Annotated in this window: 16 protein-coding genes and 1 pseudogene; 5 read left to right on the top strand and 12 right to left on the bottom strand. The window is 54.0% G+C overall.

Annotated features, from left to right (window positions below):
* Positions 1 to 340: 340 nt before the first annotated feature.
* The 5 genes and pseudogenes from CFELI_RS09910 to CFELI_RS09890 all read right to left on the bottom strand — a co-directional run bounded on the left by CFELI_RS09910 (position 341) and on the right by CFELI_RS09890 (position 5,268).
* Positions 341 to 1,429 (bottom strand): alpha/beta hydrolase, encoded by a 1,089-nt coding sequence (locus CFELI_RS09910; protein ID WP_277105285.1) that lies wholly within the window; start codon positions 1,427 to 1,429, stop codon positions 341 to 343.
* Between the two features lie 412 nt (positions 1,430 to 1,841).
* Positions 1,842 to 1,982 carry a hypothetical protein gene (locus tag CFELI_RS09905; RefSeq protein WP_277105286.1) on the bottom strand — a complete coding sequence of 47 codons (141 nt, stop codon included), beginning with the start codon at positions 1,980 to 1,982 and terminating at the stop codon, positions 1,842 to 1,844.
* Between the two features lie 195 nt (positions 1,983 to 2,177).
* On the bottom strand, positions 2,178 to 3,425 hold the full coding sequence (locus tag CFELI_RS09900; protein ID WP_277105287.1) for an alpha/beta hydrolase: 1,248 nt from the start codon (positions 3,423 to 3,425) through the stop codon (positions 2,178 to 2,180).
* A 198-nt stretch (positions 3,426 to 3,623) separates the two neighbouring features.
* Positions 3,624 to 4,534 (bottom strand): annotated as a pseudogene (locus CFELI_RS09895) (AEC family transporter).
* Positions 4,531 to 5,268 carry a YggS family pyridoxal phosphate-dependent enzyme gene (locus CFELI_RS09890; RefSeq protein WP_277105288.1) on the bottom strand — a complete coding sequence of 246 codons (738 nt, stop codon included), beginning with the start codon at positions 5,266 to 5,268 and terminating at the stop codon, positions 4,531 to 4,533. Before CFELI_RS09890 ends, CFELI_RS09895 begins: the two are co-directional and overlap by 4 nt.
* 135 nt (positions 5,269 to 5,403) lie before the next feature.
* Here CFELI_RS09890 and CFELI_RS09885 point away from each other — a divergent pair, with 135 nt between their 5' ends.
* The 5 genes from CFELI_RS09885 (at position 5,404) to CFELI_RS09865 (ending at position 11,166) form a co-directional block, all read left to right on the top strand.
* Positions 5,404 to 6,957, top strand: a complete 1,554-nt coding sequence (locus tag CFELI_RS09885) for an IS1380 family transposase (RefSeq protein WP_290258967.1) — start codon at positions 5,404 to 5,406, stop codon at positions 6,955 to 6,957.
* Between the two features lie 369 nt (positions 6,958 to 7,326).
* Positions 7,327 to 8,637, top strand: a complete 1,311-nt coding sequence (locus CFELI_RS09880) for an alpha/beta fold hydrolase (protein ID WP_277105064.1) — start codon at positions 7,327 to 7,329, stop codon at positions 8,635 to 8,637.
* A 349-nt stretch (positions 8,638 to 8,986) separates the two neighbouring features.
* Positions 8,987 to 9,985: a bile acid:sodium symporter family protein gene (locus tag CFELI_RS09875; protein WP_277105065.1), complete on the top strand. Its 999-nt coding sequence runs from the start codon at positions 8,987 to 8,989 to the stop codon at positions 9,983 to 9,985.
* Positions 9,986 to 10,042: 57 nt separating this feature from the next.
* Positions 10,043 to 10,180: a hypothetical protein gene (locus CFELI_RS09870; RefSeq protein ID WP_277105066.1), complete on the top strand. Its 138-nt coding sequence runs from the start codon at positions 10,043 to 10,045 to the stop codon at positions 10,178 to 10,180.
* 122 nt (positions 10,181 to 10,302) lie between these two features.
* Positions 10,303 to 11,166 (top strand): RelA/SpoT-related domain-containing protein, encoded by an 864-nt coding sequence (locus tag CFELI_RS09865; RefSeq protein ID WP_277105067.1) that lies wholly within the window; start codon positions 10,303 to 10,305, stop codon positions 11,164 to 11,166.
* Between the two features lie 940 nt (positions 11,167 to 12,106).
* On the opposite strand, the gene CFELI_RS09860 is transcribed toward CFELI_RS09865, so the two are convergent.
* The 7 genes from CFELI_RS09860 to brnQ form a co-directional block, all read right to left on the bottom strand.
* A complete protein-coding gene (locus tag CFELI_RS09860; protein ID WP_277105068.1) occupies positions 12,107 to 13,297 on the bottom strand; it encodes an alpha/beta hydrolase in 1,191 nt (396 codons plus the stop codon).
* Between the two features lie 423 nt (positions 13,298 to 13,720).
* On the bottom strand, positions 13,721 to 15,163 hold the full coding sequence (locus tag CFELI_RS09855) for an ATP-binding cassette domain-containing protein (protein ID WP_425551782.1): 1,443 nt from the start codon (positions 15,161 to 15,163) through the stop codon (positions 13,721 to 13,723).
* Between the two features lie 2 nt (positions 15,164 to 15,165).
* Positions 15,166 to 16,002 (bottom strand): ABC transporter permease, encoded by an 837-nt coding sequence (locus CFELI_RS09850; RefSeq protein ID WP_277105069.1) that lies wholly within the window; start codon positions 16,000 to 16,002, stop codon positions 15,166 to 15,168.
* Positions 16,002 to 17,093, bottom strand: coding sequence for an ABC transporter permease (locus CFELI_RS09845; protein WP_277105070.1), 1,092 nt, complete (start codon positions 17,091 to 17,093; stop codon positions 16,002 to 16,004). Before CFELI_RS09845 ends, CFELI_RS09850 begins: the two co-directional genes overlap by 1 nt.
* A gap of 20 nt (positions 17,094 to 17,113) precedes the next feature.
* The gene (locus CFELI_RS09840; protein ID WP_277105071.1) at positions 17,114 to 18,622 is read right to left on the bottom strand and encodes an ABC transporter substrate-binding protein; all 1,509 of its coding nucleotides are present in this window, start codon (positions 18,620 to 18,622) and stop codon (positions 17,114 to 17,116) included.
* Positions 18,623 to 18,633: 11 nt separating this feature from the next.
* Positions 18,634 to 19,482 (bottom strand): MsnO8 family LLM class oxidoreductase, encoded by an 849-nt coding sequence (locus CFELI_RS09835; RefSeq protein WP_277105072.1) that lies wholly within the window; start codon positions 19,480 to 19,482, stop codon positions 18,634 to 18,636.
* Between the two features lie 273 nt (positions 19,483 to 19,755).
* Entirely contained in the window at positions 19,756 to 21,126 is a 1,371-nt protein-coding gene (gene brnQ / locus CFELI_RS09830) for a branched-chain amino acid transport system II carrier protein (RefSeq protein WP_277105073.1), read from the bottom strand.
* Between the last annotated feature and the right edge of the window lie 81 nt (positions 21,127 to 21,207).

Raw genomic sequence — 21,207 nt, 5'->3', positions numbered from 1 at the left:
CATAAGCGACATTGTTTCTTGTTCGCGGGCGTAACATATTAAGATGTGATACATCAACATATTGTTCGTTGTAGTTACTTATATCCTATCCAAAATTTTTCATTGGGTTAGTTGTGGTGGTGTTGAATGGGGGTGGCTTGGTCGTGAGGTTTGTTGGTACACCTTCGCCCTGAATGTGGTTTTCGGGGTGAGGTGAATGTCCAATAAATTGTGGGTTAGTGGGTTGGCTCTGTGTCCACGGCTGGCGTCGGTGATGCTTTGTGCTTGTTGTGAATACAGACGCCTGATCGAAACAGAGGGCACAGCTGTTGTCAGTGTGCTTACTGTGTGTGGAAAGAGATTAGCGTTTCACCGCAGCGGGGTAGACAGCCTCCCAGCCCTTGCGTAGCTGCTCACCATAATAAGCCCACGCATGCACGCCACCGCGCTGTAAATGAACAACCTGATGGTGCATACCCATGCGCTCCATCGTGCGCACAAGCTCCACAGTCGATTTAAACGAAGCCTTTTCTAACAGCACCGCGCCGGGAAGCTCATGGCGGGGCTGACCCACATGGATATTGATGTCATGCTCAGTGATCCGGCCATTGGCGGCGAAAAGATAAATGGGCATATGGCGCAAACCTTCAGGATTCGCCGCCACATCGGCAGCCAAAGCAGCAGGAGTAATCCCCGGGCCCCACACATTATCCGGATCTGCATCCACGGAACGAATAATCGCCAAGGTCATACCCCGCCCCATAATCGAGGTCGTGGAATAGCAGCCAGACAGGCCAATGACGCCATGGAAAGTCTCATTATGCTTCGCAGCAATACGCACCGCACCGGAAGCACCCATGGACAACCCACCAATGACACGGCGGCCATTGAAGTTCAGACCATGCGCTGCATCTTCCATCACCTGAAGCAGCTCGGAGGAGAGGAACGTATCCCACTTATGGCGGCCAACCTTAGGGTCGTCGCGAAGCCAATCCTCATACAAGGAACCCGGTGCTTGGGTCGGCAACACCACAGTCACATGATTACTGGCCACAAAATCCTGAATCTGCCCCTCACGCAACCAGCCGGAACGCGCGGGCGCCGAAACGCCGTCGAGAAGATACAACATCGGTGCGGGAATATCCGGATCTTTCGCAGGAATCACCTGCACCTCAACCACCCGGCGCATCGCAGGGGAAGCAACATACCAACGCTCCACCCCAGGATCCTCATCGGGAATCCGGTCGATCAGCTGTGGTGCGTCAAAGTCCTGGAGAATTGGGAGATCCCCCACCAAATCCGCATACAGTGGGGGGATGCGACGCCACACGGCAGGGGTCTTTTGCACCAATGCGATGGAGGTGGAAATGGCGAAGTCAGCGATCTTCGAATTGAAGATCCGCGCCATCATCTTGCCGTATTCTTTATCGGCTTCTGCAGTATCAGTCATGGTTACAAGAAGAAAGTGGAATGAAAAGGTTTAAAGGGGGAACACGGGAAAGTTGCACCAAAACAAGCACAGCAGCACCACTTTGAGCAGGAGCAACCCGAAAGCTATCCTTGTTTTAAGATCAAGCTCATAATACTAATACACGAACATAGTTAGCTATCAGATACTTCAAGGAAATTCCTGCACAACACCAGCCACACCAAGGGCAAATGCCACGAGCAACCCTGCGGGCTGATGGTTCCACTCCTAGTGTTGTTGCCAAAATATTGGCAGTTCATGGCGTGTTTTACGCAATGTGCATGTCGGCTACAGCAGAGGTGTGTGAGGGTGCGAGAAGAGTCACTTTTGGCAAAAGTGTGAGTATCGTCGCAAATATATACTTTTGATTCTGTCCGTGCACTCTTTGCCCCCTTCACTCACAGTGGGCGTGCTCGTGCAGGTAGCATCCCCACGCCCGCCACAGCGACAGCGGCCAATCTTTGCGTGTCATAGCCTTATCAGTCAGTGCCGGATCAACCGTAGTACTTAAGGGCATTGCCACAGCGACGCTCATAGAATCTGCCTTTCGTAGAACTCACACAAACCCCTCCAAGGCTAGTAAAACTCATTCTTAACGGAAGCAGTTTTGAGCACTGAAGCCAATAACAATTCGATAACGTCCAACCTGTGCCATCACCTGCACTGTGAACATACGGGAGGCCGCGGAAAGCGCCACAGAAAGTGGTGCTATGCACGGCTTTACAAAAAACTATCGCGTAAGGGGTTCTAGCCCCTTCGTATTCCACGCGTCAGCTTGCTCAGACACATGCTTCCACGCAAAAGGAAACTGCTCGGCATAATACGGCCAGTCATGCACACCACCATGCTGAAGCACCACCTTCTGATGCGTCATGCCATGGGCCTTCATAGACTCATCCAGCTCACGAGTACACTTATCCGTGGCAAGCTCCAAAATCACCGCGCCGGGCAGATCCTTGACGGACTGGTGGCGGTAATTTTCGATATCGCGCGGAGTGACGTGCCCATCAGCAGTGAACAGGTACACCGGCATTTTGCGAAGCCCCTCCGGATTAGCCACAACATCGGTGCGCAGGCGATCAGGATTGTCGGACGTGCCGAACATCTTAGTGTGGTCAGCATTAACAGAGTTGGCGATCGACTCGATCATGAACCGGCCCATAGTGGTGGTGTTCGAGTAACAGCCAGACAGCCCGATGGCGCCGTCGAAAAGCTCAGGGTGGGCGTTCGCCAAACGGATAGCGCCGCCAGCACCCATCGACAGCCCGCCGATGAAACGCTTGCCATTAAAATTCAGGCCGTTAGCAGCATCGTCGAGAATCGGCGGCAGCTCCTGGGTCAGGAAAGTTTCCCACATGGGCTTACCAATGAGTTCATCTTCTTCCGCCCAGTCGAGATAGGAGGAGCCAGACGCTTGGGTTGGCATTACGGCGGTGACCTGCTCGTTAGCGAAGGTGGTTTCGATGTTGCCGCGGCGCAACCAGCCGTTGCGCGAGGGTGCTGTCGCACCATCGAACAGGTAGATCATCGGCGCTGGTTTGCTGCTGTCAACCGCACGCATGATTTGCACTTCCACCACGCGGCGCATGGCTGGCGATTCGATGAACCAGCGTTCGACGCGCAACCCAGTGTCTTTCTCAATTTTTACTAAGCGTGGCTGGGCGTAGTCTTGGGGTGCTTCGGTGCTGTACCACGCGTCGGAGGCGAAGAAACCTGGCGCGTGTAAGCCTGAGAGCAGCGGTGAGTTTTGTTTGAAGCGGTAGATATTTTCAAGGTGTGAAGGAACACCGGGCAGGGCGAAGGCTTGGCCGACGAGCTGATTGTAGGTGTCCATGAAGGTGTCGCTGCTGGTGCTGCTCAGCTGGGCGGATGCGCCTGCTTGAGGGGTGTGGGCGTGGGCTGCGGCGGGGGTGCCCATGATGAGTGCGGTTGCGCTAAGTGCACTCAAAAGAGCCACGCTGGTGTGTGAGCTGAGCATGGTAAGCTGCGATCTCCTTAGTATTCTTCACAGATTTTTTATCAGTACTTTACGAAAGTACTGTGAGCATTTTATTAGCCTTTGAGCTTATCGACGCCCACCCAGCATCGTTACATTCGCACCCTAAGCCGCGCACAAGGCGCACACAAACACCAGTTGGCAGGCGGCAAGCACTAGTACTGATAGAACACTGAAAACTTAGCGCCCAAACAGAAACGCGATGAGCAACATTGCCGGTAGCGCTAAGAATGTCGACAACAGCACCGTATCGCGGGCAACGACCATTCCACGCCGATATGTGGCCGCGTAATTGTAAATATTCTGCGCAGTCGGCAGCGCCGCAAGAATGCACACCGCGTACAGCTTCTCAGCATCAAATCCCATGAGCATGCCCACCGCACACGCAACAGCGGGCATTCCTAGGACTTTCAAAGCAGTAGCAGTGACTGCAGCAGCGCGGAACGTGGGATCCGATAGCGGCCGAGCAGCATGCAAGGATGCGCCGAAGCTGAGCAAAATCATCGGGATTGATGCCCCACCTAAAATCTTCAACGGCTCGGTTAATGCATCGGGGGCATTCAACCCGTTGAGGCTGACAACCAATCCTGCGATCGCGGCGAAAACAATGGGGGAGAGTAGCGCTTGCCGCATCGCGGTGGTTACTCGGGAGGAGGATGAAATCAACGCCAAAATAATAGGTGTCAAAACACCATCTGCACCAGCAGCAAGGGTGGAACATATGCGGCGTTACCCAGCACATAAATGCCCACCGGCAGGCCGATATTGTTGGAATTGACATAACCACAACTGGCAGCCCCCATCACCGTGGATGCGCGATCAGTGGGGAAAAAGAACCGCGAGATCAGCACGAAAACACAGGCAATCAGCACAGCGCTGACCGTGGAGGCCACAATCACTGGGCTCAACAGGTCTTTCGGTGTCGCTTGGGATACAACAGTAAAAATCAACGCTGGGGTGGCGGCGTAAAAGGCCACCTTATTGAGCACCAAACGTTGCTCTTCGTTGCCGATCACCTTCAGCCGCGATAAAAGATAGCCCACCCCAATGACTGTAAGGATGATGGCAAAACCTTCAGCAACCCCGATCATTGCAGGTACACCGATTGTGCGCGATGGCCGAAAATAGCTGTCCCGACCCGAACGGTGGTCGCACCTTCAGCAATCGCCCACTCAAAGTCACTCGACATGCCCATCGATAACTCTTCGAGCTGCACAGTCTCAGGAAGCAGCGGGCGCAGACGCTCACGCAACTGATACAGCTGCGAGAATGCAGCACGCACCACTTTCTCCTCAGGGGAATAGGCCGCTAGAGTCATCAAGCCACGCGGGCGAAGCCGCGGGAACTGCACCAGCTGGGTGGCGAATTCTTCCACCTGATCAACACCAAGACCACCTTTGTGATCCTCTCGCGAAGTATTCACCTGAATAAACACATCCAGCGTGCGATCAGCAGCTTCCAAGCGGCGCTGCAACGCTTCACACAACCGCACCGAATCCAACGAGTGCAGCTCAGTGGCCCATAACGCTACTTCGCGTGCCTTATTGCGCTGCACCGGACCTAACATGCACCAGGTGACGCCGTCAATAAGCTGTGCTTTTTCAGCCATCTCCAGCGGACGGTTTTCGCCGAGTGTGGTCAACCCCGCCTCAACGGCAACTTTGACCACCTCGACGGGGAAAGATTTGGATACTGGGATGAGTCGAATATCGTCTGGGTCGCGCCCCGCTGTGCTGGCTGCCGCGGCAATGCGCTCGCGCACTGCGGTGACATTAGCCTGAAAATCAGCAACAGTATGCGGGTGTTGTGGTGCGTTGATACTCATGCCGACAAGCTTAACCCGGATTTTTCATGGGTGTGGGGTGAAAAGGTGAGCAAAAAGTAAAGAAAGTGCTTCTTGACCTGCTAGAATAGAGATGTTTTGAAGTCAATAATCTAGGCAGAAAGAAACACTTTCAAGGTGAAGACTACCACATACATTCCACGGGTTGCTAGCTGTTCTCATCTTGTATCCGGTGCGGGGGTGTTACCGTTTGCTCACGTAGCCGAATTGGTGGGAATAAGTGACTGCCTTGATTCCGCTTTGCCGCGTTCTGGGCTCACGCACACGTTAGGGGATGTGTGGGTGAATCTGGCTTTATCGTTGATTGCTGGTGGGGATGATGTCCACGACATCACCTTGCTTTCTTCTGTTTCAACCGCGTTAGCATCAAAATCGTTACCGTCAGTGACAACCGCATGGCGGCGGATCACAGAATATGCAGATACCAGCGAGCATGTGCGAGAAGGGTTTATCCACGCAGCGAAACAAGCTCGCACTAGGGTGTGGGATTTGTTAGGTGATCACGCTCCGCATCGGGTGGCAACAGTTGAACAACCACTGGTTATCGATATTGATGCCACGTTGATTACCGCACATTCCGATAAGGAAAACGCGACGCCTACCTATAAGAAAGGCTTTGGTTTCCACCCGTTATGTGCCTTTATTGATTACACCAGCATCGGTCTGCCTGGTGGGGAGTTTCTTAACTGCCTGCTTCGACCAGGAAATGCCGGGGCAAACACAATTCGTGATCACTGCCAGCTTGTTGACGAGATTCTTGCCACCCTGCCTGATCACAGTGATGGTCAACCCTGGGGCAAACGATTAGTCATCCGTGCTGACAGTGCTGGTGGGACAAAGAAATTCATCAGTTTCCTCAACGATCACAACCTTGGGTATGTTCTGGGTTATTCCGCCCCGCCGACAGCGCGCATCACCCTTGACCATCACCTTCAATCCCAACAAACAACCAACGCTGATACACAACACTTGGGAACCAGTGCTCACACAGGCAAAGACTGTGATCGGTGGGATACTCGGGTGCCGATTGTGCGTGCTTCAGGGGATCTGGTTTGTGATGAGAACCATTTCCTTGAAGACATCACCGGACTACTGCGCACCGCAAATATAGATGAGCACCAACCTTTGGTGAATCTTCTAGCTGACTACCCCGAGGATATGCGTGTTATCGCACGAATCGAACCACCCCACCCAGGGTGCCAACACAGTCTTTTCAACCAACATGGTGTTCGCGCCCAACTGTGCGTAACGAACCTTATTGGGAATATTCAACACATTGACTACTGCTACCGTAATCGGTCTTTATGTGAACAACACATCAAAGACACCAAAGACCAAGGCCTTAGTAAACTGCCGTTTAAACAATTCGGGGCGAACCAAATCTGGTGTTTGATCGTTGCACTATCCCACCAACTTCTTACCTGGACGAAACTCATCGACGCCTGCCACCACAAGGATCATTCACACCAAGAAACAAGCAAGCCTTGGTGGACATGGGTGCCGAAGACTATCCGTGTAAGGTTTGTTGCGGTTGCATCAAAAATCACCACAAGCAGCAGACGCATCATCCTCCAGCTTGACCAGCACAACCCCCACACCCACACACTGGTCACGCTTATTGGCTACACCCAGAGCCTTCTACAGCCACGCTGGAAGAAACGAAAACCCTAACACCCCTAGGCCCACACACGCGATCTGGCAGCCACACTGCAGGCACACCCCAACCCCCAAACCCCACACAACTTTATGGACGCACACCTTGCCCTAAAAACCACGAATCAAAGGGCGAAGGTGAACCAACCAACCCCACAAACACACCACCCCAACCCACCACCACCAAACCCACCCCATGAAAAATCTGGGCTAACAAACACTTAAAAAATAGTCAGCTGCCAGCACCACCCTGAATGTTCACCGACGCAAACCGTGAAAACCTTCATCCTTCAAGCGTGTGCGCAGTGAACGAAGCGCCACCTGCATGCCCGTGCGCGAAGCAAAGGGGGTGGGTGATGTTCGCGGTGGCGTTTACACTACAGAAGTATGACGCATACACAGTCTTCACCCATCACCTATTTCGGGCACACCCATATCGAACACACCTTAAGCGTTGCGTGGGATCCCTTCACCAACCCTGAAGGCGAGACTTTCGAACTTTTCGCCCGCGAAATCATCCCACCCGGTGGCGAAAACTACCCCTACCTTGTGTACCTGCAAGGCGGACCCGGCTTCCCCTCACCCCGCCCCACCAGCGTCGGGTCGTGGATGGGTCCCGCGCTGAAAAAGTACCGCCTGCTGCTTCTCGACCAGCGTGGCACTGGGCGCAGCGCCCGCATCGACGCAGTTAGTGAGCGCATCAGCACGCAGCAGTTAGCATTGCTGCGCCAAGAATATATTGTGGAAGACGCCGAAGCACTCCGCCGTGCTTTGGGCGTGGAGAAGTGGTCACTGTTTGGGCAAAGCTTCGGCGGATTCTGCATCACCAGCTACCTGTCAGCACACCCCGAATCGGTGGACACAGCTTATCTCACCGGCGGGCTGCCCACGCTGGATAAAACAGCTGATGACCTCTACCGCAGCACCTACGCTAAGCTTGAGTATCGCCACGAACAATTTCTGAAACAAGTACCGTTTGCCGATGCGCGGATTCGCGAAATTGCGCATCATCTCGACAATGCTGAAGAACTACTACCCACCGGTGAGCGGCTGAGTTCACGCCGCTTCCGCACGATCGGAATTAACCTGGGGCGTGGCACAGGATTTTTGAATCTCGCATACTTGCTCGAAGACCCATTCCGGATTGTTCGGGGCGAAAAGCGCATGAAAACTGACGTGTTGCACGCACTCGGGGCGCAACTAAGCTTCGGTGCAGCACCGCTGTACGCCGCCATTCACGAATCGATCTACGGTGGCGTGGGCATGCCAGCAGCTGACCTGGGGCAGCGGTCGGCTACACGCTGGGCGGCGGATCGGATGCGGGAGGAAGTCGAAGGTTTTGCGGAAAACGCCGACCCCGTGCGCGCCGACAAGTTCTACCTCACCGGTGAGCACATCTACCCCTGGCAGTTCGATGAAGATCCCGCTTTGCGTCCCTTTAAAGATGCGGCCATGGGGCTGGCTGAGCATCACTGGCAGCGTTCGCCTTACGATGCTGCAGGGTTGGCGCAGGCCCCAACCGTGGCGGCAGCTGTGTATCTGGACGATATTTTCGTGCCTTTCGAAGAGTCAATGGCGACCGCGCGCACCTACCGTGATCTGCGATTACATGTGACTAACTACTTCCAGCATGATGGGATTGGTCACGATGGTGCGGGTATTTTTGAGCTTCTCGACGCCGCCATCGCCGATCACTAAAGTGGCGCGGTTGGAGGGGTGTATAGGACTACCCCCGAAAAAATGAGATGTTGTGTCCCAGTATGTGGATCGACTAATTTGTGAGCTACGTCAAAAATAGTGGTGCTCCAACACCCCGAAAGCGTGCACCACTTCACAGCGCCCACACACAACCCCTGCAGCAGGCATCAACACGCCCGTATGCGCAGGGGAAAGCCCAACGGCCCCGTGTGTGGGCGTGACGTAACACCCCCTGCACTTATTTTCCTGTGATACGAACACCCACTCGTTATAAGGATGCGCTTGAAGTTTCTTCCCACACATCGCTAGTGTGCCCCCACGACGAGGATTCAAGGTTTAAAACCCCACCATGGAAAATCACACCGATACCCACGCACCCGAAGCACGTTCAGCAAAAATCGTGGTGCTGGCATTCCCGCTGTTTATCATCTGTGGCTCACTGATCGCCTTTGCCCAACCAGCACCCTTCCTGCCACTGACAAGCTACATCACCTACTTCCTGATGGTGATCATGTTTGGCATGGGGCTGACACTGACCATCCCCGACTTCAAACAGGTAGCCCGTCGGCCACTTCCAATCCTTATCGGCGTCGTAGCCCAGTTCGTCATCATGCCCCTGTTAGCCGTGGCTGTGGCCAAACTACTAGGACTCAACCCCGCACTAGCAATAGGCCTACTCATGCTCGGCAGCGTCCCCGGCGGAACCTCCTCGAACGTGATCGCCTACCTGTGCCGTGGCGACGTCGCCCTTTCTGTGGCAATGACCTCAGTATCTACCCTTGTGTCACCGATCATGACCCCCATGCTGATGCTGATCTTGGCCGATGCCCACACGGAAGTGAATGCGTGGGCAATGGCGTGGAGCCTATGCCAAACCGTACTCATCCCCGTGGTGGGTGGGCTGGTTATTCGCTTTGTTGCTGACGGTTTTGTGAACAAGATTTTGCCCATCCTGCCCTGGGTGTCGATCCTTGGCATTGGTGGTGTGGTGTTCGGTGCGGTAGCCAAGAATGCCGAACGCCTCGCAACTATTGGCCTGATTGTGTTCGCCGCGGTGATTATTCACAACGTGTGTGGTTTCATCTTCGGCTACCTCACCGGTTATGCCACCAAGATGGGCACTGCCCAGAAACGCACCTTGGCAACCGAGGTGGGTACGCAGTCAGCGGGGCTTTCTTCTGGTATGTCCGCACAATTCTTCAGCCCCGAGGCTGCATTGCCGGGCGCGGTGGCGGCTGTGATTCACAACATCACCGGCAGTGTGTATGTGGCGCTGTGCCGCCGCATGGATGAGAAGAAAACTGTGCGTGAGCAGGCTGTGCCTGTTCCGGCGTTTGTGGCCGACTAGCACGTGGTTGTGGCGGGGATCATGCTTTTGTTTCCCCGCTCGACTACTATGAAATGCATGCGTGAAAAAGTGACGCCGAGCGAGTATGAAGCACAAGCCCAGTTGCTTCTGTCTGAAACACTCGCTGAGCTTTTTGAATACAGCGAGGAACGAATCATCGACCCCTCGGTTGCACTCACGATCTATTCTCATTAGTTTTCCACTTTCGTTAACTGCGCAAGGTGTTCCCCATAATGGATGGATTTTCAACTTCTTTTTTCAGTGCTAGTGGGAATCGTGCTTTGCGCCGTTTCTGGCAATAGTAAAATAGGGAACCCATGTCATTTCTTGAGAAAAAATGTCCAATTTCAGACAGTCGTCTCAAAAAGCTGGGGAGGAGCTTGCGGAAGGGGGAAGTCTGTGATGAAGAAGTTTTTGACCAATTCATATTGCATAATATTTCCATCATTGATGAAACGCAGATAATTTTGCTCAAGGTATTCGAAAATTTACCTTTCCAAGAAGCTTTTAGCGGAGAGGAAATTATGCCTTATTCTGCCAAGTATCGTTTTTCTGCGCGCCCAAAAATGAGAAAAACGATTATTGAGAAGCTTTGCAGAATGGATAAGACGCCAATTTACAGGATACAAGATATCGCAGGTTTACGATTCGATCTTGACTGTAACCTAGACGATCAATATAGGGTTGCTGAAGTTTTAAAAGATGCCCTTAGTGATGGTGGTGCGAGACGCGTGGTTATTAAAGACCTACGGGAAAGCCCACACTCTGGATATAGGGCAATCCATATCCATGCAGATTTTCCGGCCGGCAGGGTTGAGGTGCAGCTTCGGACTGCATTGCAAGCGCAATGGGCAAATGTATACGAGAAGGCATCAGATATTTTTGGCCGTGGCATTCGATATATAGATTCTCTCGAACAGTGCGATGAAAGCGTTCGGAACGTATTAAGTCTGATGCATGGAAAATCTAATGAAATTTACGCACTTGAGCAAGAGCGAAATGTGAGTGAAGATCCCCACTTAGGTCCTGTTAACACAAGTGATCTAGATCATAAGGCTAGGGCTTTGAGGGACTCTATGATTAGGATGTATAGACAGTTGGATCAGCTGGCTTCAGTGTTGCCTCAAATCAATGATACCAAGCTGTCGGCTCTGAAGATTTCAGAAAGTGGGGAAGGGTAAAAATGCGCGGTTACCTTATTGAATACAACCCGCGGACTGGGGCTGTTTCGATCGAAACGTTCAATTCCCTTCGGGAGGCTACACTTGAGAGACTGAAGCGTGAGCGCTGTAACGAAAATCAAGACGTTGAGTTAGTTACCGTAGCTAGTCATAGCGAAGAGGACTTAAAGCGATCACATTCTCGGTACTTCATGAATGAAATGTTTGTGACGTAAGTACGTACACCAAATGAAGGGCAAGTGTGTTTAAATAAGCACAATTCCCCCTTCTCCTTGAGCTTGGGGTGGGTAGCTCCTCGCCAGTTCCGCTGAGAAATCAGGAACCTAATAACGGGGAGTTTTAGTATCGGTGCTTAAGTCCTAGTCCCTCTTGGAATCGTAGTAGCTGACGGGTCGTATATGTTCAATGTCACACGCTTGAGTGGCGGCCCGACATCCGTTCCCAAAGAAGTGTCGGAGCAATGATGAAGCTCGCCAAGCTGCATGCCAAAAGCACGGTCGTCGTTTTCACCACACTGTCGATGAGATAGGTCCATCCCCAAAGATCTTCAAAGCATAGATGTGTGCACTCCGTGCGACTGTGATCACGCGAGTAGATCTTGGTCGCAACTTAAGGGTTACCTAGTGTGCCGGTACATAGACGCACGCACGTGTTTAAGTTCAGCGTGATTTTCATGATCCCAATCCATTCCGAATGCACCCCCTCGATCCCGTGTGCGTGGTCTCGACGTTCCAACCGCCAAACCCTGATAACCACAGGTGGGGTAGTGTAAGGGGTTTTCTGCTGAGAAAACCTTATTGGTTTGAATGTGAACTTCAATAGCGATTTAAGGGCCTGATCCCAACACGCTAGTGGGATCAGACCCTTACAAACCCAGCCAAGAATGAAACCAAAATCCAACTATCGGCGGCGTGTTCAAGAGTGCTAGGGAAGGGGAATTTTAGCTGGTCACGAAAGGCTTGACATACTCCCACGCGGGAACAATCTGGGTATTAAACAAATCCCAGTCATGCACACCGCCGACCTGATACACCACCTTCTGATGAGTCATCCCATGATCAATCATCGCCTGCTCCAGCTTCTGAGTACAGAAATGAGTACCCTGCTCCAACACGGAACCAGCAGGCAGAACATAGAAAGCGCTGTTCTTCGTCAGTTCCTTATCACGCTCACTGATCATGCCGTCAGCAGTAAACAGATAAATCGGCATATCTTTCAAACCCTCAGGATTCAACGTGAGATCATTCTCCCGCATCTGCTGCTCATCCCACATATTCGCCGGATTACCACCACGCGAACGCACCATAATGTTCGTAATGGTCAAACCAATCGGATCCACAGTGGAATAACAACCCGACAAACCAAAGGTAGCGTGGAAAACATCAGGGTGCTTCGCCGCAGTACGCACCGCCGAACCGCCACCCATCGACAAGCCACCAATGGCGCGCTTGCCATTGAAATTCGAATTCGCCTCCATCACCTGTGGAAGCTCCTTGCTCAAAAACGTCTCCCACTTCATCAAGCCCAAGGCCGGATCGTGGTGATTCCAATCCGCATACAGCGAACCATTGGCCTCTAGCGGCATGACAAACATTGCCTGCTCATCAGCAAACTTCTCGTGAATCTTCGCATGGCGCAACCAGCCCGAACGATCCGTCGCCGAAATACCGTCCAACAGATAGACGTGCGGGGCGGGCGAGTCGGCGTCGGCAGGCAAAAGCACCGACACTGGAATCACACGTTGCATCGCAGCAGAGGCCACAAACCAGCGCTCCACACGGGGATGATCAATATAAGGATCAGATTCCCGTTTAACCAACTCCACCGAAGTAATTGACACATCAGTCGCTTTGGGGTAGTCCGAATCAGAAGAAGTCAGCGGTCCTGGCAAACGCCGATCCCCCGACGAACCCAGCGCATTAAAGAAACCCAGCACACGATCCACGCGAGCACCCGAAGAACTCGGGCTATTAGCCAAACTTGTGACCAAATTCTGGAACAGTGATTGAGTTGAACCACTTAGCACCAACTCATCCTCACTAGAGCCCGCATAAGCTGGGGCTGCACCGAAAACACCCACGGAGGCAACAATAGAGCAGGCAAGGACTGCTTTAAATTTCTTCAACTTCATAGAACTCTTTCACAATTCAAATCACGCAAGACTCCGCAGTGCAGGCGCAGGAAACCCCTCGCAGCCACGAAATCTTCAAGAACAATGAGCCGGTGTGCGTCTCGATGGCGAAAGATAGACACAAGAACACCCGTTTCTTTATCAAACACTCAGCATCAGGATACTATTCCCGATTCGAGCATTTGCCATGAAAAGAGCAGGAAAATGCGGTTTCGTCACGGTGACTCGGGGCATGGAGCCCCTGTGCTTCTTTGGGTGTACTCTTAGCCAACGATAAGCAACAGCATATATCCTATCGGTAGCGCATAGACAAATGTTTCCGAATCTGTGTATATTTCACCACACACCACACTCCACCCTTGGGCACCACCGCTGATCACAGATGGGGCAGGTGACAGGTCAAACTCACAGCACTTCTCAACGCTACAAGTGCACAACCGCATCAATCAACGACCGTGTATAAGGATGAGCAGGTGAATCAAGCACCTCTTCCACCACGCCTTGCTCCACCACAACACCGTCACACATCACCACCACATCAGTGCAGACACTGCGCACAACATCCATATCGTGGGAAACAAAAACCAAGGTCAGATCGTATTCACTCACCAACTCATCCAACAGTGCCAGCACCTTTTTGCGCACACTTACATCTAAGGCCGACACCGGCTCATCGGCCAAGAGAATTGCCGGTCGTGGAGCAATCGCACGAGCTAAGGAAATACGCTGGCGTTGCCCACCAGAAAACTCATGAGGAAAACGCTGCGCCATCGCAGGTTCCAAGCCCACCTGCGTCAACACTTCATTCACTCGCACCGGATCATAGGAAGGCAACGTCTCAGCAATAATGTCGCCCACCCGCATCCGAGGATTCAACGAACCATAGGGGTCTTGAAACACCATCTGTAAATCGGCAGCACACTGCACCGTACCGCTGGTGGGCTTTTCCAAGCCCGCAATCATCTTCAACACAGTAGTCTTGCCTGAACCCGAACCCCCCACAATGCCTACACGCTGCCCGCGAGAAACCGAGATACTCACATCCTTGACAGCCTCAAAGGAACGGTGGAAGCGCTTGGACACATTCTCCAATCGGATTAGCTCCGGGCCAAACTCCGACCGAGCACGCGCTTGAGGCAACTTCGAGGCTTCTACCAACATTCTGGTGTATTCATGCTTCGGAGCGTGAAGCACCTGTGCCACAGGGCCACGCTCAACCACCACGCCCTTTTTCAAAACCACCACATCGTCACAAGTACGAGCCACCAAACCGAGATCGTGAGTGATAAACAACAGCGCGGTGTTATTCTCAGCCACCACCTTCAAAATCAAGTCGATGATCGCGCGTTGACTAGTGACATCCAAGGCCGTCGTCGGCTCGTCGCAGATCAACACGTCAGGTTTATGTGCCACCGCCATGGCAATGAGCACGCGTTGCCGCTGACCACCAGACAACTCGTGTGGGTAGCGGCGCATAAAAGCAGGATCGGCAAGTTCCACACGTGCCAGCAATTCCATAGCTCGCTGCTGAGCTACGCGCCGCGACACCGGCTCGTGAATCCGGATGGCTTCTGAAAGCTGCGCACCGATGGTCATCAGCGGATTCAGCGCCGTCATGGGTTCTTGGAAGATCATGGCGATCTTCTTACCCCGAATACTGCACAGTTGGCGTTCGCTGAGCTCATGAAGCTTCTGATCGTGGAAGGTGATCTCACCATCGGAGTCGATCAGTCGCATGATCGACAGCGCGGTTAACGTTTTCCCAGACCCAGACTCGCCGATGAGCCCAAGCCGTTGCCCCGGCGCGATGCAGAGGTTGAGGCTAGTGACGACGTCGTGGATGGAGACGTTGGATAGCGTGAGCATTCTTATGCTGCCTTAGTTTTCGTCGTGCGGTACTTTGGGTCGCCGAGGTCGCGGACACCGTCACCGAGGAGGTTGAAGCCTAAAACTGTCAGTGCGATCGCCATGCCTGGCCATAGCGCTAATAGTGGGGCGGAGGCTAGTGATGATTGTGCGTTGTGGAGCATGCGTCCCCAGCTGGGGTCGGGTGGTGGTGTGCCTAGTCCAAGGAAGCTTAGGCCTGCTTCGGCGAGTACTGCTAGGGCGAAGGCGGTGGATGCTTGGACGATTACTACACCAATGATGGTGGGGAGGATGTGTCGCCGTGCGATATACCATTGTGTGCGTTTGGCGGTGCGTGCTGCTGCTACATAGTCGCGTGTGAGCACTGATAGTGTTTGGGCGCGGGCGACGCGGGCGAAACCGGGGACGCTTGCAATGCCGATTGCGATCATTGTGGTTGTGGTGGTTGCGCCGAAAATGGCGGTGGCGACGATGGCTAGTAAGAGTCCTGGGAAGGCGAGGAGGAGATCGCTGCCGCGCATGATTAGTGCTTCGGTCCATCCTTGGCGCATTGCGGCGAGGATGCCAAGTGGTACGCCGATGAGTACTCCTACGGATACTGCGACGAGGCCGACGAGAAGTGTGATGCGTGCACCGACCATGATTTGGCTGAAGACATCGCGGCCGAGTCTGTCTGTGCCCATCCAATGAGCAAGGGTTGGTGGTTCGAGGCGTTGGTTGGGTACTGCGTGGAGGGGGTCGTAGGGGGTCCAGATGAGGGAGAGTGCGGCGATGAGAATGACCGTTCCTACTAGTAGCGCGCCAACCACGATGGAGTAGGGAAGTGTGGGTTTTTTCATTACTTCCTCCTTCGGGTGCGGGGATCCACGATGATGTAGGTGAGGTCAACGAGTGCGTTGATGATCACAGCGCAGACAACGAGGAGCATGACAATTGTTTGGACAGTGGGAAGGTCGCGGGTTGTTACTGCAGTCAGCAGTAGTGAGCCAAGTCCGGGGATTACAAATACTTTTTCGATGACCACAGCGCCGATGAGTAGTGAGGTCAGCTGCACGCCGGTGACGGTTACCACTGGGAGTGCGGCATTGCGGATTCCGTGGCGAAACAGCGCTTGGCGGGGGCTTAAGCCTTTTGCGCGCGCGGTGCGCATGAATTCTTCCGTCATGATGTCTAACACGGCACCGCGCACATAGCGGGTCATGATCGCTGCTTGGACGAGGCCTAGGGAAACAGCTGGTAGAACTAGGCGGCTGAGGAAACCGGGGAAATCTTGGTTTGGTACTGACCATCCGTTTGCCGGAAACCACCCTAAATGTACTGAGAAGGAAGCGACCAGTATCAATGCGGCCACGAAGGAGGGTACTGCAATTCCCATTTGGCTCAGCGCGGTGATAGCCAATCCGTCGAGGTATTTGGCGCGGGCGGCTGCCCACACGCCGAAGGGGAGGGCGATGCCAAGGGCTACTGTCATTCCAGCGGCGACAAGGAGGAGACTAACGAGCAGCCGGTCGAATACTAGGGGGGAGATGTCGGTGCCGGAGATAAGTGAGTGCCCGAAATCGCCGGTGGCAAGGCTGGTGATCCACGAGAAATATTGTGACCATAGGGGTTGGTCGAGTCCCATGGATGCGGAGAGTTCCGCCACGGATTCTTTGGTGGCGGTTACACCGAGAACTACCTCGGCGGGATTACCGGGGATGATGCGCAAGGCGATGAAGATGACAACGCTGGCCACAAGTAAGGTCAGCAAGTAGCGCAGCAGTGCAGCCCCCAAAAACAGTACGGTGCGAGTATGACCCGACTGGGGTGATCCCGCCCGCCATGTTCTATAAGCAGGGGCCAAGCCGTTACCGGTCACGGTTGGGTTTGCTGGTGGATGAGAATGTTCCGCCAGTGTCGGTGGGGTGGGGTGTTGAGGGTTGGTGGGCATGAGGGAGGTTGTTCCTTCCATCACTGAAGGTGAATGTTGGCAACGCGAAGACCATCGGAGACAGTATTGGTGGGAACACCGACGACGCGTTTATTGCTGACCACAATCCAGGGCAGATTATAAAGAGTGACCGCGGCGGCTTCGTCCATGATTGCTTCAACCGCACGCCCCATCATCAGGGCGTAGTCTTCGGGTGCGCTGCGGTCGGCGTCGTCAAGCAAAGCCTGGACACGTGGGCTATCGACACCGAGATAGTAGTCCGGATTGCCGAAGATGGTGCCGATATCGCGGGGTTCGACGTGAGCAATCAGCGACATGTCATAGTTGTGACCTTTGAACACCTGACTGAGCCACACAGCGGGAAATTCGGCGGATTCTAAGGTGACATCAAAACCAATATCAGTCAGCTGCGAGTACAATAATTCGCTTGCTGCTTGGGCATAAGGCAAGGTCGGGACAGTAATGGCGATGTCAGTTCCCACCGCCTGAGCTTGAGCAAGCAGTGCCCTGGCCTTGTCCGGATCATAAGGGTAGTTCGATGAGCCGGTGTACCACGGATCGGTGGGGGCGACGGGGGTTGCGCCGGTATCAATGCCGTAGCCTTCCCACGTTGTGTCGATCAGGGCTTGTCGGTCAATGCCGTAGAAGACTGCTTTGCGCACGTTAAGGTCATTAAAAGGCGCGCGCCTATGGTTCATAGATAGCAATACTTCGCCGTTGGTGCTGCCAACTTCAACATTCAGGTGTGGGTCGGCGAGCAGGGCGTCGATCAGTTCGGGTGCTTGCACGCCCACAGCGGTGTCAATGGTGCCAGAGCGCACAGCGTTGGTCAGCGCGATGGGGTCGAGGAAATAGCGGAACACGACGCGGTTGTTGCGCGCGGGTGTGCCCCAGTAGTCGTCGCGGGCAATCAGGGACAAGGAAGTGCCGACTGCCCAGTGGTCGAGAATGTACGGCCCAGTCCCAATCGGGCGAGTGGCAAGAGTGTCGATCCCGCCAGGGCTCATCATGGCGCCAACCAGCGTGCCCATTGACCACAGCCACGTGTTGGAGGGGTGGGAGAGGCGAACTTCTAAGGTGTAGTCGTCAATGACACGGGTGTGCTCGACGATGCTCATGTGCTTTTTCAGCCCGTTCGTCCACGCATCCCCTTTGACGCGGTTGATGGAGAAATCAGCGGTGTGCGCGTTGAATGCGTCACCGTTGGAGAAGGTGACGTTCTCGCGCAGGTGGAAGGTGTAGGTGCGCTGATCGTCGCTGATGTCCCAGCTGCGGGCAAGCTGTGGGGTGATGGTGCCGTCCTCGGCGATGGCGACGAGACCTTCGTAGATGTTGCCCATCAATGCTTGGGGGATTGCTGCGCCGGCGGTGGTGGTGAAGTCGAGGCTGGCCGGTGCGGTGGTGGTTCCGATCGTGATGGAGTCGGGGATGCTGGTGTTGTGTTGGGATGCGGTGATCCCTGCGCTGCAGCCACAAAGCAGCAGGGTTGCTATGAGGGCTGGGATGAGGTGACGGACGGTGGGGCGCATACTTGGCAAGGTTAGCCGTGTTGGGCGCACAGATCCAAGACTCTTATCAGTTGTTCAGCATTTGTTGCGCGCGGGCAGCATAAAATTTCGTCCGCCCCACTGTGGCTGAGAAAAGCCTCAATGCCGGCGTGCTCATAGGCGGTGTAGTGAAAAACCTGGCTTGAGACAGCTGCGCGGGTGATCGGTGTGGGCTGTATATTCATGGATTTCATCCACGGCAGGTGAAAGTCGGTGTTTTCGGCAATGTTGATGCTGGCAATGGCGTGGGGTTTGTCTAAGCGTTGCGACGCCCGAAATACGTCGCGGTATCGTTGCAGCGCTTCGTGGAGCAGCGTGGGTGCAAAATGGGAAGCGAAGGCATAGGGCAAACCTAGGCCTCCGGCGAGTTCGGCGCTGTGCAGGCTAGATCCAAGAACATAGACGGGGACGGGCACCAGTTGTGCCAGCTGTTTCACATCCTCGTCGTAGCTGGAGGCATCCCAGTGGGGGACATCGCCACCAGGGGCACGACCGACTCCCAGTTCAATCCGGCCGGGGTGGAGGTGGTTGAGCATAGCAAATTGGTCAGTCACACCTTGCACACTGTGGTGGGGCAGCATGACTCCACCGGCCCCTAATCTAATGCGGTGGGTATGTGCTGCAACGTGGGCGATCAGCACAGGTGGGCTGGTAGCAGCAATGGTTGCGCTGTTATGGTGCTCGGCGTACCAGATGCGCCGAAACCCACGTGCTTCAGCATACTGTGCGAGCTTAACGCTGCGCTTTAAAGCATCGGCAGGTGTTTCGCCTTCAAAAATTGTTCCCAGATCCAGCAGGGAAATGTCGACCGGCGACACGCGGGCGCGCAAAGGTGTGGGCATAGCTACCTAGCCTAGACAAAAATCCCATGCGCCTTGAAGCACCCAAAAATTACAAGGGGTACTTCAAGGCATCGCTGATTTCCTCGTGAAACCAGTACAACAGATGCGATAGCTACACCCAAGGAGTGTGCCAAAGAAACACCCCCCCTCACCGTGGAGGCGAAAACACAGTGTGTGTTTTCACCTTTGTACATGGTGAAGGGGGAGAAAGATGAACCCCGAAAAAACAGTGGGTGTATCAGCCATCACAGCTGGACAAGCGCAGATGAAACGTTAGAGTTCAGCCTTATCCTTCGCGGCGCGGGAATAGGCAAGGCAGTTGTAGCAGTTGGTTGCTGCCTGCTCTTTATCCTTGAGGTCAACAACCATGCCCACAGCTAAAGCAATAACCATGGGGATCACCCAGCCGAAATTGTGCTCTTGCCACAAAGCCCAGCTCAACGCCTCGGGAGCAATGGTGGTAATCAAGCTCCACACGGTTACTGTCCACACAGCCAGACGGAAGCCTAAGAAAATTGGGGTACGCCAGACAAAACCGATCAAGGTAATGATCACCACGGTGATAGCAATGGGGTAGAGGAAAATAATGATCGGCACCGCAATTTTGAGCACAGTACCCAAACCGGCAGAAGCAATGATGAAACTGATCACTACAAACACCGTCAGCCACACCTTATAAGACACGGCAGGAATCAGCTGGTTGAAAAACTCACTCGTTGCAGCCAACAGGCCCACCGCAGTGGTCAGACACGCTAGCAACACAATGCCACCGAATAATACCTGGCCAGGTGTGCCCAGGGTTTCGAGTGATGCTGCCGACAACAGTGCTGCACCATCGGAGAAGCCTTGCCCATTGGTGATGCGCAAACCCATGAGGGCAAGCCCTAGATAGATAATGCCCAGCAAAGCGCCAGCAATGATGGCGGCGATCGTGGTGCCCTTAATAATGGGGAAGTTCTCAGTCTTTTTGGAATTGCGGATCGCGGAAATCACCAAGATACCGAAAGCAAGAGAGGCGATGGAGTCCATCGTCATGTAGCCCTCAAAAAGGCCAGCCACCAGTGGGGTAGTAGCATATGCCTCAGTGGGGGCGGGCTTTGGGGAGTGCAGGGTGAAAATCGACAGCACCACCAATACAGCCAATAAGGCCAACAGTGCTGGGGTGAGGATCTTGCCCAGCTTATCCACCAAACCGGAAGGGTTGAGCGATAGAGCAAAGCAAATGCCGAAGAACACAAGGTTGAAGCCCACCGAAGCGGTGGTTGAATCCCAGCCGGTGATGGGGGAAATCGCGGTGGAGAAACTCACAGCACCGGTGCGTGGAATAGCAAAGAATGCGCCGATGGACAGATAAACAGCCACGGAGAAACCAATGGCGAAGATCGTTCCGCCGCGGGCAACGAGCGCGCGCACATCGTGCCCTGAGAGGGCTACTGTGATCATGGTGATCACAGGCAGTGCGACGCCGCCAAGAAGGAAGCCAATGACAGCTGGGGTGAAGTTAACACCGGCGTTAGCGCCGAGGACAGGTGGGAAGATGAGGTTTCCGGCGCCGAAGAACATCGAAAACAGCATCAGCGCGATCGGAATCAGCGCCTTGCCGCTCATTCCTCGGTGCGAAGCGGTGGCCGTGACGGTGGTCATGATGAGAAGTGTATTCCTTTAAAAGGGGAGAGAAAATTGAATGCTTTCAGACCTTAGTCGGTGATGCTAGTGCTGTGCGAA

The organism is Corynebacterium felinum, assembly GCF_030408755.1.
GTDB classification, from domain to species: Bacteria; Actinomycetota; Actinomycetes; order Mycobacteriales; family Mycobacteriaceae; genus Corynebacterium; species Corynebacterium felinum.
This window is presented reverse-complemented; position numbering and strand designations above follow the sequence as displayed.